We start from the raw sequence: 15,080 nt of genomic DNA on the forward strand, positions 1-15,080 counted from the left end.
AAAAAGCTGTTAAGGATTATATGTCAGGGGGTATAATAACTTTTTTGCTGAAATTTAAACCGTTCCTTTGCAGAAGAAAGTATTAATAATATGTCTTCGAGCGGTACTTACATTAGTTATTATACTTACCAAAGTAATAAATAGGTCTGCGGCCTTAAAGGAAAGAGTTATAAAACGGTTTAAGCAAATATTTCTCACTATTCTTGGGATAATTTTCGGTTTGGTTATCCTTTTGTTTGGCTTATTGAACACATCCGCTGTTCAGGAATATGCCAAAGACCTTATTGTGAAGGAACTGAAAGCTAAATTAGGCACAGAACTCGGCATAGGCCGTCTTCATTTCCAGCCGTTCAACACTATTGCTATCGACAGCCTGTATCTTTACGACCAGTCTAACGAAAGAGTCCTTATGGCTGATAAGGTTTCGGCAGGAGTCGATATACTTGCCCTCATAAACGGCAAGATAGTTATAACTTCCGCATGGCTTACCGATTTTGAAGTTCACTTATCAAAAGATAGTACAGACGCCCCTCTGAATATACAATATGTGATCGATGCTTTCAAATCGAAAAACGATAAACCGAAAGCTAAGCTGGATATTAAGCTGAATGCGATCAATCTGTCCAACGGCCGCTTTTCATATGATGTGAAAGACCGCCCTTTTAAGGAAGGGCAGTTTGATGCGAATCATATACAAGTATCCGCCATGGATGCAAAGTTTACTGTAAAGTCTGTACAGGAAGACTCTCTTAATATTCAGGTAAAAAAAATCAGTCTGAAGGAAAAAAGCGGACTGGAAATATCAAATCTTGTATTCAGGGTAATCAGTCAGGGCAAAAAAATATCGGTCAGGGGATTTGAGTTGAATCTGCCCTCTTCCTATCTGGTATTAGACAGGTGTGAAGTAGACCTGACTCCAACTGGTGATACAACTAAAATACTTGATTATGCTGTCCTCGATTGCCGCGTAGCGCCTTCGTACATAGCCCCCAAAGATATAGCCGCATTTGCTCCCATATTGCAGAATTTTAAGGATCTGGTTAATATACGTGCACATATCTCAGGTTCGTTGAATAATCTGACCCTTTCGGAATTATCTGTGAATTATGGGGAAAAGATGCATTTGATTGCTAATGCAGAAGTTAAAGATATCCGGGATTCTGAAAAGACGTATCTTTTGGGTAATGTAGATGAACTGACTATCGGGATTAACGAAGTGGAAAGTATTCTTAATAACTTCTCGAAAAACAAGACCCAATTGCCGCCGCAATTAAAAAAGTTAGGTACACTGTCGTTTATCGGTGATATTTCAGGTTATTTAAAGCAACTTACAGCCTTTGGCAGTCTGGATACAGATTTAGGTATTGTCAAAACGGATATGCTTTTCGGTTTGAATCCGAGAAAAGGGATAAGTTCCTTTGTACAAGGGAAAGTCTATACTTCTGACTTCGAACTGGGAAAACTTCTCGATAACAAAGACTTGAACAAGATATCATTGAATCTGGCCGTTGATTTGGAGAAGCCCGTATATGGCAAAATCAGGGGTACAGCAGACGGAGATATACATAATTTCGATTTCAAGGGATACACATATAAGGAAATATCGCTGGACGCTGCTTATGATGGCCTACGGGTAGATGGGCGACTGAATGTAAATGATGAGAACGGTATATTGAATGTTAACGGGTTGTTCGACCTGACAGATAAGGAAAATCCGGAATTGAATTTCAAAGCTAAGGTGAAGAATGTTCAGCTGGCTAATCTGCATTTAGCCGAAAAGATGCAGCATTCTTATCTTTCATTTGTCATAGATGCAGATTTTATAGGCCGCCATATCGATAATGCTGAGGGATATGTCAGGATAGATTCCATAGACTTTATCAGGGAAGATAAACTCTTCCAGATGGATAGCCTTGTCGCGAGGGTTGCCGGATTCCCTGACAACCGCAGGCTGAGTATAAGGTCTGATTTACTGAAAGGGGATATCAACGGTGTATATTCCATGTCATCGATGATAAATAGTGTGAAGCAGACATTGGGCATGTATTTGCCGGCCCTGATACAACCTGACAATAAAAAAAGGCCGGAAGAGAAACCGAATATACTTAATTTCGAGTTGCAGATCAACAACAGTGAATCGCTGAGCAGTATACTCAATTTGCCTGTTACAGTATTGAGCACTTCCAAAATAATAGGGTCTTATAACAATATAAACGACAGGTTTAATCTCGAAATATTTGCACCCTCGGTAAAAGTGGCAGGGATGAATATACAGTCGGGATATGTTGCAATACGCAATCCTCACGATACGATAGATGCTAAAATAAACGCATTGGTTGCAGGCAAGAAAAATACAATCAATGATGTTGCTATTAATTCTAAGATTAAAGATAATCTAATCAATACAAATATATCACTGATAAATACAGGTGCGCAGAAAGCCCGGGGGAATTTTTCGATAAGTACACTTCTTACTAAAAATGAAGCGGAGCCTTTCAGGGTGGACATAAATACATTACCCGGTGAACTGTTGCTGAATAATGCCGGTTGGAAGATGGACCAGTCTCATATAACCATACAGGATGGTTTGGTGTCCGTCGATAATTTCCGTATATATAACGAAGACGGTAGTCAGGAGGTAAAAGTAAACGGAAAATATACCCAAAAGGATTCCAATGATATATTAAAGGCTGAACTCAAAAATATTAATCTCGAATATGTTTTCCAGACTTTGGCTATAGACGCCCTCCAGTTTGGCGGAGCAGCCACAGGCAGCCTGTTCGTATCGAGTATAGAGAAGAAGCCGTATGCAAATACACGCCTCGAAGTGACCGACTTTAAATTTAACGGAACGGAATTAGGTAAATTGAATATATTCAGTGAACTGGATGATGAGACCAATCAGGTTATGCTCGACGGGCAGATCGTCAGCAAGGAAAATAAGCAGACGAAAGTAGATGGAATGTTAGATCCTGTAAATCAGAGATTATCGTTAAATTTCGATGCTGATAGTATCAATATAGGCTTTCTGAACAAATATGCCGAAACTATCTTTGACAATATAACGGGACGAGGCACAGGAAAAGTACATCTATATGGAGACTTTTCGAATGTAACAGTAGAAGGGAAGGCGTTTATCAACGACGGAAGCATGGGAATCCGCTTCCTGAATACCCGCTATTCATTTTCAGATACCATTTACCTGAAAAAAGACCTTATCTACTTTAATGATTTGATACTGACCGATCAGTTTAATAACAGGGCACATGCAAGTGGCAAGGTTGCTCATGATTTTTTCAGCAAATTTATGTATCTGGTCGAGCTGAAAGCTGATAATTTCCTTGTTTACAACGCTTCTCATTCGGTGAATCCATTGTTTTACGGAAAAGTATTCGGTAGTGGAAACGGGACTATAGGCGGTGACGAAAGTGCTGTGGATGTAAATATCAGGATGCGTACGGAAGCCAATACACTTGTACGCATGAACTTTATGGAAGATGTAGTCAATGAATATTCTTTCATAACCTATAAGAATAAACAGGAAGAAGATACGGTAAAACAGGTGAAATCATCGATGCTGGCTCCCCGCAATGATGGGGGAATGGATATTAATATGAATTTTTATGTAGACGTTACTCCCGATGCTACATTAGAACTGCTGATGGACCCTGTGGGCGGTGATATCCTGAGAGGAACCGGTAGTGGGGCCATGCGTTTCGAATGGAATCTGAAATCCTCGCCACGCCTCTATGGCACATATAATATCAACAGGGGAAGTTATAACTTTACTTTCCAGCGATTGATGGAGAGACGGTTCGATATACAGGATGGAAGTAATGTGCAATTCAGGGGTGATCCGTTCGATGCAACCCTGAGTGTGGATGCTATATACAAAGTAAATGCGAGTCTCAACGATTTGGATGATGATTTGGCTAGTAAGGTGGGGCAAACTACTATTCCGGTCAATTGTGTACTCAGCCTGACCGGTCCGCTCAAGCATCCCAATGTAGATCTGGATATAGCATTACCATCGACTGATGCGGAGGTAGAGCGGCAGGTGAAGAACCTGTTGAATACTCAGGACGAGATAAATAAACAGGTTGCATACCTGCTGATATTATCCAAGTTCAAGGCGCCTGGTTACGCGACGCCAGGTGCGCAAACATCAGATTTTGCCGCAGTGGCCTCCGCCACCTTATCCAATCAGTTGACAAAAATAGTAAGCAATATAGATGACAGGTGGCAACTGGGCACAAACATACGGTATAGTGATGCCGAATTAATGTATACGGAGGCTGAATTGTTATTGTCGAGCCAGCTATTAAACGACAGGCTTCTGATAAATGGAAACTTCGGTTACCGAAACGACATCAATTTGAAAAATGAAGCCATGATAACCGACATAGATATAGAATATCTGATTAATAACGCGGGTACATGGCGTATAAAGGCCTATAATCATTATAATGAGAAGTATTATATTCTGGGACAGGAACGTTCTACCCAGACACAGGGTGTCGGCATCATTTATAAGAAAGATTTTGACGGGTTGCGCGACTTGTTCAACTATCCGTGGATAAGACACAAAAAAGATACGGTGCCGCCCCCTCCGGTTGTACCTGATTCTACACAGAAGGGCAGTACACTGAGTCCTTTCATCAGAATGAAGAAAAAATGAACCTTAGCGACAGATTAAAGGCCTTTATACTTGCTCATGAGGCAGACGATGTGCATTCGCTCGCTTTACAGGTAAAGCAATATCCCGGTATAGATATACAAATGGCTATTCGTCAGATTACGGGACGCAGGATAGCTAAGGAGAAAATCCCTTCGTGGTATGCCAATGACAACATAGTTTATCCCAAGCATTTGTCGATGGAACAATGTTCGTCGGAACAGACAGCCTTATTTAAGGCTTTGCTGTGTGGTGGTGAATCCATGGCCGATCTTACTGGTGGCCTGGGGGTAGATTGTTCTTTTCTCGCTCATGGTTTCGCTCATGCTGTTTATGTAGAGCAACAACCCGAACTGGCCGGAATAGCTGCTCATAACTTTAAAATACTGGAACAGGATATAAAGGTGGTAAATGAAGATGCAGTAAGCTACTTGTCTTCTATGCCTCCTGTCAACCTGATTTATATAGATCCTGCACGCAGAGATAATACAGGCCGTAAAACAGTGCTGATAGAAGATTGTACCCCGAATATTCTCGATATAGAATCATTGCTGGAAGAAAAATCGGAGCAGGTAATGATAAAACTGTCGCCGATGTTGGATATTACTCTTGCCGTAAAATCGGTGAAATCCGTGTCGGATGTATATATCATCAGTGTGAATAATGAATGCAAAGAGTTGCTCTTTATCAAAAAAGGAAATACGGGTAAAATACTCTACCATTGCGTGAATATACAAAACAGGAGTACAGATACTTATACTTTCTATAAAGAAGATGAAGATACTATCTCTTTGGATTATACATCTAAAACAGCAAAGTATCTGTACGAACCCAATGCGTCGATATTGAAAGCCGGTGCATATAAAAGCATAGCGAGAGCTTATTCTCTGGATAAGCTGCATCCCAGCAGCCACCTGTATATGTCGGATGTATTGTCGGGGGATTTTCCGGGACGAAAGTTTGTTGTGGATAATATCTGCTCTCTGAATAAGAAAGATATGAAGGAATACCTGTCGGATATTAAGCAGGCAAATATTACTACCCGAAATTTCCCTTTGTCTGTCCAGGAAATAAGAAAAAAAACAGGGCTGAAGGATGGGGGAGATATATACATATTTGCCACCACATTAGCCGATGACAGGAAGGTCTTATTGATTTGCCATAAAGCCTGAATATAAAAAAAAGCCTCGCACGATATTTCATGCAAGGCTTTTCTTCAATTATTTACTGATATTATTTCTTCTTTTTTTCATCTTCAGCAGGTGTAGGAGCCAGTGGAATTATTACCTCTTTATCCTTTTCCGCCTGTCCTTTCAAATAAGACGGAAGATTCATTCCTGCCATTCCGAACAAGTCGTTTAACGGAGGTACGGATTTCATCAGGCCCGATATAAAGTTGGCAGTAGATGTCCTGCCATCGTCACCCGCACCGTTTCCTGTGTCCCAGACAGTAACTTTGTCAATTTTGATATTCTTAACGGCTTCAACCTGAGTTTTAACCAGTTCGGGCAGTTTCTCTATCAACAATAGCTGGTAAGCTGCCACAGGATCGCCTTTTGCAGCATTTACCACATCCCTGTATCCTTCCGCCTGTTTGGTCAGTATTTCATACAAACCGCGCGCTTCCGCATCCATTTTGGCGAAGATAGCGTCTGCATCTCCTTTAGCCTGTTCACGTACACGTTCGGCGGCAGCCTGTGCTTCAATGATAATTTTTTGCTTTTCTATTTCGGCAGGAACCACAACGTTGGCTATCTGTGTGGAACGCTCTCTTTCCGAACGAGCCAACTCGGCTTTTTGTTCAGCCATATATGCTTCTTCGAGAGCCTTGGCCTGCTGTACTTTTTCGGCAGCAACAGCCAGACGTGCAGCTTCCGCTTCTTTCTCGCGGCGTTGGGCATCCGAACCTGCAATTTCTATTTTTGCGGTATTTTCACCCTTTACAGCAATAGCATTGGCTTCGGCGGTCTTCACACGGGTATCCCTGTCTGCTTCAGCCTTACCGATAGATTCGTCTCTTGCAGCACCCGCAATGCTTACTTCTCTGTCCTTCTGAGCCACAGCGATGGATACGTCCCTGTCTCTGTGAGTTTCGGCAATTTGTACATCGCGCATTCTGTCGGCGACAGCCTTACCTGTTTCCCCGATTTTCTCCTGTTCAGCCACGCTTATTTTAGCTTCATTGATGGCTTTTGCAGCGGCTTCCTTACCTAATGCCTCTATGTAGCCAGATTCATCATTGATGTCGGTAACGTTTACATTTATCAGTTTCAGGCCAATTTTGCGAAGTTCAGTATCCACGTTTTTAGCAATGTTGTCAAGGAACTTGTCCCGGTCGGAGTTGATCTCCTCGATCATCATGGTAGCGATAACCAGACGCAATTGTCCGAACAGGATATCTTTAGCCAATTCCTGTATTTGAGAAGTAGTCAGCCCAAGAAGCCTTTCAGCGGCATTGTTCATATTTTCCTTTTCGGTGGAAATGGCAATAGTAAAGCGACACGGAACATCTACACGGATATTCTGTTTACTCAGCGCGCTGGTGAGGTTAGCTTCGATGGATATCGGTTTCAGATCCAGATAAGCAAAATCCTGGATAACAGGAATAATGAATGCACCGCCACCATGAATACATTTGGCCGATGCACCGCCTGTTTTTCCATATACTACCAGGATTTTATCGGACGGACATCGTTTGTATCTCGACACCATGGCCGAAATAAATACAAACAGGGCAATGACACCTACGACTATAATAATCGCAACATCAGGTATACCATCAATCATAATTAATAAATGTTTTTAAATTAGTTTATAATAGAGTTACTTTAATTAGCCATGGGCGAAACCAGAAGGATACCTCCTTCTATGGCCTCTACTTTCACGAGTGAACCGCTTTTTATATCCATATCACAGGATGTGATAGCCGGCAATTCGTGTGTAGAACCATTGATACTTATAAATATTTTACCTTTTCCGCTTTTTGCGGCAGGGATATTCATATATACATCAGCTGTTTTCCCTATTGTATCTTCTATTTTGAATGTATTGTCTTCTGACAATTTCATCAGTCCTTTCATAACAAGGAAAAAGAGAATGATAAATAGTGAACCTACAAGGAATGCGATTATGCCTACTACAATCTTACTTTCGAACGAACCGTACAATACTGCTCCTGTCCATCCGAATCCAAGCAGGAAGTTAATCAGATTCCTTAGCGAAAATAATTGAAAAGGAGAATCGGCTCCATCCAGATTACCATCGAAATCAGCATCTATACCTGTATCGGTATCGGCCCCTATAAAAGTCATAATGGTCTGGATTATAAATATAACACTTGCTCCGATAGCCACATACCAATAAAACTGTTGTGTAGCATCCATACTTGAAAAAAACTCTTTCATGGCAGTTCTTTGTTAATAGTTTATTTGCGCTTTTTTTGCTTAATACAAAAATAAGATTTTTTCCGAAATATACAATAGTTTTGAAAGGTAATGAAATAAAAATATTTCAGAAAGTTTGCTTTTTTAGATATTAATGCGAATTAGTGGTTGGAATTTATTGTTCAATTTTTTATGCTCCACTTTGTTCCGCTTAAATGTTCATTTTGGCATTGCCCAAAACGAACACAAGCAATCTTTGATTGCGCGTAGTAGAAAAAATCCAACGTTAAAACTCAACTACTGATCCGCATTATTAATAAAGAAATCCCTCGCAAAGATGTGAAGGCACTTTTCAATGATTATGTATGTTTATATTTTCCCATCCTATTATTGCAGCCTTACGGCCGCTGTCCCAGTGATACTGTCCGAATGAACCCGAAGATAGTATTACACGGTGGCAGGGAATAAGGTATGCAACAGGGTTGTCGCCCACGGCAGAACCTACGGCCCTGCTTGCCTTGGGGTTGCCTGTTTGTCTGGCAATGTCGCTATAAGTTAAGAGTCTACCCATGGGTATTTTCAGGAGGGACTCCCATACTTTAAGCTGAAAATCTGTGCCTTTCACATGCAGTTTTATTTGTTCCGGTCGTTGCCAGTCTTGTTTGAATATATAGAGTGCGTTTTGTTGGTTGTTGTCTGTCAGTTGTTTATAGTCTGCGTTCGGGAATAGTTTTTGAAGTTCTTCCAAAGCGGTTGTTTCATTATTAGCGAAAGCCATATAGCAGATACCTTTCATAGTAGATGCTATCAGGATCTCGCCGAAGGGTGTTTCTGCAAAGCTGTAATTGATAGTCAGGTTTTCTCCTCCGTTTTTATATTCTCCGGGTGTCATCCCTTCTATTTTTACAAACAGGTCATGTAGGCGTCCTGTGCCCGATAATCCGACCTCAAAAGCAGCATCAAAAAGTGTGGCACGGCTCTCTTTGAGTATCTTCTTGGCATTTTCGATACTGATGTACTGGAGAAATTTTTTAGGGCTTACTCCCGCCCACTCGGTAAACATACGTTGAAGATGGTAAGGGCTAAGCGCAACATGGGCAGCAACATCGTCCAAACCGGGCTGGAATTTATAATTATTTATTATATATCCAATAGCATCTTTTATGCGGTCGAAGTCTATATTGTTTTGCTGGTTCATAAGAAACAAATTTAAATATTATAAAGCGAAGTTAGGGTAGGGGAATTAGAAAATAAACCCGATTCTTGCGGAAAAAGTTTATCTATATATGTAATAATAGCTTTTAGCTTTTAGCCGTTAGCTGATAGCTATCAGCTTTTGAAAGAATGATATGAGGATTTAAAGATTCAAGGTTTAATGACTTAAAAAAATGTAACCTTTGTAACCTTTTAACAAGTAGTAAGTTTTAAGTAGTAAGTCAAGTTTTTTAATAATGAGTTACTTCGCCCTAGGGCAGTTACAAGTACGAGTTGGCAGACTGTTTACTGCTTACAGAAAAGGTGTAACCTTTGTTACTTTTTAATAGTACGGGTTACGAATAGACGGGATACGGGTTGTTTTCTGCTAACTGATATATGTGTTACTTTTGTTACCTTTTATATCTTATGTCTATTGTTTGCTTATTTCTGATTACTGTTTACTAAAATATATTTTGTATTTTTGACGGACTTTTTTTGAACGTTTCAAAAAGCAAGAGCAGAAGCAAAATTTATTTTGATTGTGTTGAGTGCCGGGAAACCGGCAAATGAAATGAAAAAATATAAACTATCATATAATGAATATTTCGTACAATTGGTTGAAAGATTACCTTGATTTCGATTTGACTCCGGAGGAAACATCCGCTGCCCTTACATCTTTGGGTTTGGAAACAGGCGGTGTGGAAGAAGTAGAAACTATCAAAGGCGGGCTGGAAGGCCTTGTTATCGGAGAAGTGCTAACGTGTGCAGATCATCCCGATTCCGACCACCTGCATGTAACCACCGTTAACGTGGGACAGGAGGAGCCGTTGCAGATTGTTTGCGGCGCGCCGAATGTGGCTGCCGGACAGAAAGTAGTGGTTGCTCTTGTGGGTACTAAACTGTATCAGGGAGAAGAATCGTTTACAATCAAGAAATCCAAAATCAGGGGAACGGAATCTTTCGGGATGATATGTGCCGAAGATGAAATCGGTATCGGTACCAGCCATGCGGGGATCATTGTGCTGCCAGCCGATGCGAAGGTAGGAATGCCGGCCAAAGAATATTACAATATCAAAAGCGATTATATCCTCGAAGTAGATATTACACCTAATCGTATAGACGGAGCGTCGCATTACGGTGTAGCCCGCGATCTGGAAGCCTATTTGCGTCAGAATAAACTGAAAGGGGCACTCACATTGCCATCTGTGGATGACTTCAAGATAGATGAACCGACGGGTGCAATTACTGTAAGGGTAGAAAACACAGAGGCTTGCCCGCGTTATGCAGGACTTACGATCCGGGGTGTGAAAGTAACCGAAAGTCCCGGCTGGCTGAAAGAAAAGCTTACACTTATCGGCCAGCGTCCTATTAATAGTGTGGTGGATATCACCAACTATGTGTTGCACAGCATGGGACATCCCCTTCATGCTTTCGATGTGGCCCATATCACAGGCGGAGAAGTAATTGTGAGGACATTACCCGAAGGCACTAAATTTGTTACACTGGATGAAGTGGAGCGTACCCTTAGCGACAGAGACCTGATGATATGCAACGATAAGGAGGGCATGTGTATCGGGGGGGTATTCGGCGGAATGAAGTCGGGTGTGACCGAGAGTACAACAGAGGTGTTTCTTGAATCGGCATACTTCAACCCTACGTGGATACGCAAAACAGCACGCCGCCACGGACTGAATACAGATGCGTCTTTCCATTTTGAGCGCGGCTGCGATCCGAATGATACCATTTATGTACTGAAATATGCCGCAATGCTGATAAAGGAAATTGCAGGAGGAAAGATTACAGGAGATATCCAGGATGTATATCCTAATCCTGTAGCGAAGCCGATTGTAAAATTATCATACGAAAAGGTAAACTCGCTTATAGGTAAGATTATAGATAAGCAAACGGTGAGGTCTATCCTGAATAATCTGGAGATGGTCATCACTGAAGAAATCGATGATATGCTGACTATCGAAATACCGACATACCGTGTAGATGTATTGCGTGACGTGGACGTGATAGAAGATATACTGCGTGTATATGGCTACAATAATATAGAAATAGGCGACAACCTGAAATCGAACCTGTCATACGAAACACCTACCGATAAGGGGTATGATCTCCAGAATCTGGTCTCGGAACAACTGACAGGAAGCGGGTTCAATGAGATAATGAACAACTCGCTTACGAAAGAGGCTTACTATAGCGATTCTCAAGTATATCCCGCTTCTAAGTGTGTGTATCTGCTCAATCCTTTGAGTACCGACCTGAATGTTATGCGTCAGACGCTTATTTACGGGGGGCTGGAGAGTATCGCTTATAACCGCAACCGGCAGAATCCCGATATCCGTTTCTATGAATTCGGGAATTGTTATTTCTACGATGCCGAAAAGAAAACGGAAGGTGAAACACTGAAGGAATACAGTGAGGAATACCATTTAGGTATGTGGCTCAGCGGAAGCAGTATCGATAATAGCTGGACGTCGGCTAATGAGAAATCGTCTGTTTTCCAGTTGAAAGCCTATGTGGAAAATATACTTGCCCGTTTGGGCATACCTGCCTCTAAATACGATTATGGGCAGTTTTCGAATGAGATATTCAGCACGGCTGTAGATATCCAGGCAAAGGGTAAAGGAAAGTCGCTGGGTGTACTGGGAATAGTAAATAAAAAGCTGCTTAAGGCACAGGATATAAGTGTCGAAGTATATTTTGCGGAGCTCAACTGGGATGCGCTGATGAAAGAGATAAGGAAGAATACGATCACTTATTCTGAAATATCAAAATTCCCGGCTGTGAAACGGGATTTGGCTTTGTTGCTGGATGAGGCTGTATTGTTCGACCAGATAGAGAAAATAGCATACAGGACGGAACGCAAATTACTGAAAGAGGTAAGGCTATTCGATGTATATGAAGGCAAGAATCTGCCTGAAGGCAAGAAGTCATATGCTGTGAAGTTTGTATTGCAGGACGATGAAAAGACGCTTAATGACAAGCAGATAGATGCCATTATGCAGAAGATACAGAAATCGTTGGAGAGTGAACTTGGTGCACAATTGAGATAAGGCCTGCAAAAAGGATATACATAAAAAAAGCGGTAAGAGCCAATATCTTATCGCTTTCTATATTGATTTAGAACTCATTTACAACAGTCGGACAGTTCATCATGTTTTACCTTGTCGGCTTTGTTCTTATCGGTGTCGTGGCCTACTTTTGCGATAGCTTTACTGATCTCTTCGAGATTTGTTTTCTCAGGGTTAAAGCCTATCTGGAGTTTGCCATTCTGTATATTCCATGTCGCGGAAAATACGCCGTCTACTGATAAAGCTGCGTTTTCTATCCGTTGCTTGCATATCTCACAATTGCCTTGAACTGTAAGGGTCGCATATTTGAGGTTATTGTATATAATATCCATATCCGTAGACTTTTAAAGGTTGATAATAATATGGGGATATAGATTTATGAACTCTATATATCCTAAAACAAAGATGGTACATATTAGTTTTGATATAGGGTTGTTTTTAATAATGATTATACAAACCGGATAATTACTGTGATTTTTTGTGATGAAATTATCGGGGACTGGGACTGATTGTTAATTATAGAGCTGATAACTATCAGGAATAAAAAAGGAACAGGAGAAAATTCTTGTTCGTGACAACGAATAAATAGTCCTTATTCCAAATCTCCAATATTTTTTATACTTTTGCCTACCAAAAGAATAAACGATTGATATTATAATATTATGGGAAGAGCGTTCGAATACCGCAAAGCGACAAAGATGAAACGTTGGGGCAATATGGCCCGCGTGTTCACTAAACTGGGGAGACAAATAACAATAGCAGTGAAAGAGGGTGGCCCGGAGCCCGATACTAATCCCCGTCTTCGCGTGTTGATGCAGCAAGTGAAGAAGGAGAATATGCCGAAGGAAAATGTAGAACGTGCCATAAAAAAAGCAATATCGAAAGACGAGGCTGATTATAAGGAGGTTGTATATGAAGGATACGGACCGTTTGGTATTGCTATCGTGGTGGAGACTGCAACCGATAATCCGACACGTACTGTTGCGAATGTACGCAGCTACTTTAATAAGCATAATGGTTCACTGGGGACTTCGGGTAGCCTTGAATTTCTTTTCGACCACAAATGTGTGTTTAAAATCGGAGCAAAGGAAGGTGTCTCACTTGAAGATCTGGAACTGGAATTAATTGACTACGGTGTTGACGAAGTAGAGCATGACGGTGATGATATAATACTCTACGGAGAGTTTAAATCTTACTCCGAAATACAGAAATATCTCGAAGAAAACGGATTTGAAATACACAGTGCCGAGTTTGAACGCATTCCGAATGACCTGAAGGAACTGACAAAAGAACAGCAGGAACAAATACAAAAGCTACTTGATAAATTCGAAGATGATGACGATGTTCAGAATGTATTCCACAATATGAAGGAAGATTTCGAGGAAGAGTAACCCTGCTTTGATGATATCTTATAAAAGACTGTAAGACACCACTCTTGCAGTTTTTTTTATTACATTTGCCAATAAAGAAAAATGAAGCGATGATGAGATACAAACTTATAGTGATACTTCTGTTCGTTTACAGCATACTTTCGGCCCAGGCATACCGTACACAAGCTCTTTCGGCCGAAATATATACAATACAGGTAAATCTGAACGAAATTCCGAATCAGAATCCGGTGGCTAGATTGAATAGTGATGATAATATCAATATCAGTTTTGACCGCTTGTCGGATAATTCCTTTAACCGCCTCCGGTATCGTATCATACATTGCGATGCTTATTGGTTAAAAAGTAAAGGTGTCTCCGAGATCGATTACCTGAACGGATTTAATGATAATCCTATAGATGATTATGCTCCATCGGTCAATACTACAGTCGAATATACACATTTTAATCTGGGGATACCAAACAGGGATGTGAACCTGAAAATATCCGGGAATTATGTTGTAGAAGTTTATGAGGATGGAGAACCCGATGTAGTGTTGCTTACAGCCTGCTTCTCTCTGTTAGAGCCTGCTGTAAGTATAGCGGCTACAGCCTCATCCAATACCGACATAGACTTTAATAAAAGTCATCAGCAGGTATCTTTTACCATCCTTCATCAGGGTATGAATATCAGGGATCCCTATACTGAAATCATGGTATTTGTACAGCAAAACAACAGGTTGGATAATGAAAAGCGTAAACTAAAACCTACATATGTGAATCCCGGGAAACTGATATATGAACATAATAGAGACCTGATATTCGAAGCCGGGAACGAATATCGCCGCTTTGAGACATCGAGCCACAGGTATAGTGGTATGAATGTAGCCCGTATCAAATATGTCCGTCCTGGTTATGAGATGGATATTGAAGCGGATAAGGTACGTGCAGGACGTTCTTATAGTTACGATCAGGATCAGAATGGCCGTTTCTTTATTCGGAGTAATGATACAGAATATGCTGAAACGGAGGCTGATTATTTTACGACCAATTTTACATTGGCTATGGGCGATCCTTTGTTGGAAAGTATATATATAAACGGAAATTTCACAAATAATACCTTCACGGACAAATACAAGATGAAATATGATTACAATGAGAAGGTATACCGCCTTTCCTTGTTGCTGAAACAGGGTATGTATAATTATCTCTATCTTACAAAGGATGGAAACAATTTTGTTACAGCCAATGTGGAAGGTAATTATTTCGAAACGGAAAATGAATATTCTGTCTATGTTTACTACCGCCCCACAGGCCAGCGTTACGATAGCCTGATAGGTGTGCAGAATATACAGTCGCGGGCGAAGTAGGAGGTATG

The 15,080-nt window shown here is 40.9% G+C and carries 9 protein-coding genes; 5 read left to right on the plus strand and 4 right to left on the minus strand.

Going from position 1 to position 15,080, the window contains the following annotated elements; all coding sequences use genetic code 11:
- The first annotated feature begins 67 nt into the window (after window positions 1–67).
- Window positions 68–4,678 (plus strand): translocation/assembly module TamB domain-containing protein, encoded by a 4,611-nt coding sequence (locus tag ACYQ3L_RS15305; RefSeq protein ID WP_459952438.1) that lies wholly within the window; start codon window positions 68–70, stop codon window positions 4,676–4,678.
- A complete protein-coding gene (locus tag ACYQ3L_RS15310; RefSeq protein WP_379996215.1) occupies window positions 4,675–5,847 on the plus strand; it encodes a THUMP-like domain-containing protein in 1,173 nt (390 codons plus the stop codon). The genes ACYQ3L_RS15305 and ACYQ3L_RS15310 overlap by 4 nt, the downstream gene beginning before the upstream one ends.
- A 61-nt stretch (window positions 5,848–5,908) precedes the next feature.
- Here ACYQ3L_RS15310 and ACYQ3L_RS15315 read toward each other — a convergent pair whose 3' ends face one another.
- The 3 genes from ACYQ3L_RS15315 to ACYQ3L_RS15325 form a co-directional block, all read right to left on the minus strand.
- Entirely contained in the window at window positions 5,909–7,462 is a 1,554-nt protein-coding gene (locus ACYQ3L_RS15315; protein WP_379996213.1) for a flotillin family protein, read from the minus strand.
- A 41-nt stretch (window positions 7,463–7,503) separates the two neighbouring features.
- Window positions 7,504–8,079 carry an NfeD family protein gene (locus tag ACYQ3L_RS15320; protein ID WP_379996211.1) on the minus strand — a complete coding sequence of 192 codons (576 nt, stop codon included), beginning with the start codon at window positions 8,077–8,079 and terminating at the stop codon, window positions 7,504–7,506.
- Between the two features lie 331 nt (window positions 8,080–8,410).
- On the minus strand, window positions 8,411–9,256 hold the full coding sequence (locus ACYQ3L_RS15325; protein ID WP_379996208.1) for a bifunctional helix-turn-helix domain-containing protein/methylated-DNA--[protein]-cysteine S-methyltransferase: 846 nt from the start codon (window positions 9,254–9,256) through the stop codon (window positions 8,411–8,413).
- A 595-nt stretch (window positions 9,257–9,851) separates the two neighbouring features.
- On the opposite strand from ACYQ3L_RS15325, the gene pheT reads away from it, so the two are divergent.
- On the plus strand, window positions 9,852–12,317 hold the full coding sequence (gene pheT / locus ACYQ3L_RS15330) for a phenylalanine--tRNA ligase subunit beta (protein ID WP_379996206.1): 2,466 nt from the start codon (window positions 9,852–9,854) through the stop codon (window positions 12,315–12,317).
- A 74-nt stretch (window positions 12,318–12,391) separates the two neighbouring features.
- Here the strand turns inward: pheT and ACYQ3L_RS15335 are convergent, their stop codons facing one another.
- Window positions 12,392–12,667: a heavy-metal-associated domain-containing protein gene (locus ACYQ3L_RS15335; protein WP_379996204.1), complete on the minus strand. Its 276-nt coding sequence runs from the start codon at window positions 12,665–12,667 to the stop codon at window positions 12,392–12,394.
- A gap of 330 nt (window positions 12,668–12,997) precedes the next feature.
- Between ACYQ3L_RS15335 and ACYQ3L_RS15340 the strand changes: the two genes are divergently transcribed.
- Window positions 12,998–13,726: a YebC/PmpR family DNA-binding transcriptional regulator gene (locus tag ACYQ3L_RS15340; RefSeq protein WP_006801617.1), complete on the plus strand. Its 729-nt coding sequence runs from the start codon at window positions 12,998–13,000 to the stop codon at window positions 13,724–13,726.
- Between the two features lie 89 nt (window positions 13,727–13,815).
- Entirely contained in the window at window positions 13,816–15,072 is a 1,257-nt protein-coding gene (locus tag ACYQ3L_RS15345; protein WP_379996202.1) for a type IX secretion system plug protein, read from the plus strand.
- Window positions 15,073–15,080: the final 8 nt, after the last annotated feature.

The sequence above is a fragment of the Dysgonomonas termitidis genome (assembly GCF_054657735.1).

What these genes read in the sequence shown, in the direction of transcription:
- pheT (WP_379996206.1), top strand. Translation starts at nt 9,852, where the DNA reads ATGAATATTTCGTACAATTGGTTGAAAGATTACCTTGATTTCGATTTG.
- ACYQ3L_RS15345 (WP_379996202.1), top strand. Translation starts at nt 13,816, where the DNA reads ATGATGAGATACAAACTTATAGTGATACTTCTGTTCGTTTACAGCATA.
- ACYQ3L_RS15315 (WP_379996213.1), bottom strand. Translation starts at nt 7,462, where the DNA reads ATGATTGATGGTATACCTGATGTTGCGATTATTATAGTCGTAGGTGTC.
- ACYQ3L_RS15340 (WP_006801617.1), top strand. Translation starts at nt 12,998, where the DNA reads ATGGGAAGAGCGTTCGAATACCGCAAAGCGACAAAGATGAAACGTTGG.
- ACYQ3L_RS15320 (WP_379996211.1), bottom strand. Translation starts at nt 8,079, where the DNA reads ATGAAAGAGTTTTTTTCAAGTATGGATGCTACACAACAGTTTTATTGG.
- ACYQ3L_RS15310 (WP_379996215.1), top strand. Translation starts at nt 4,675, where the DNA reads ATGAACCTTAGCGACAGATTAAAGGCCTTTATACTTGCTCATGAGGCA.
- ACYQ3L_RS15325 (WP_379996208.1), bottom strand. Translation starts at nt 9,256, where the DNA reads ATGAACCAGCAAAACAATATAGACTTCGACCGCATAAAAGATGCTATT.
- ACYQ3L_RS15335 (WP_379996204.1), bottom strand. Translation starts at nt 12,667, where the DNA reads ATGGATATTATATACAATAACCTCAAATATGCGACCCTTACAGTTCAA.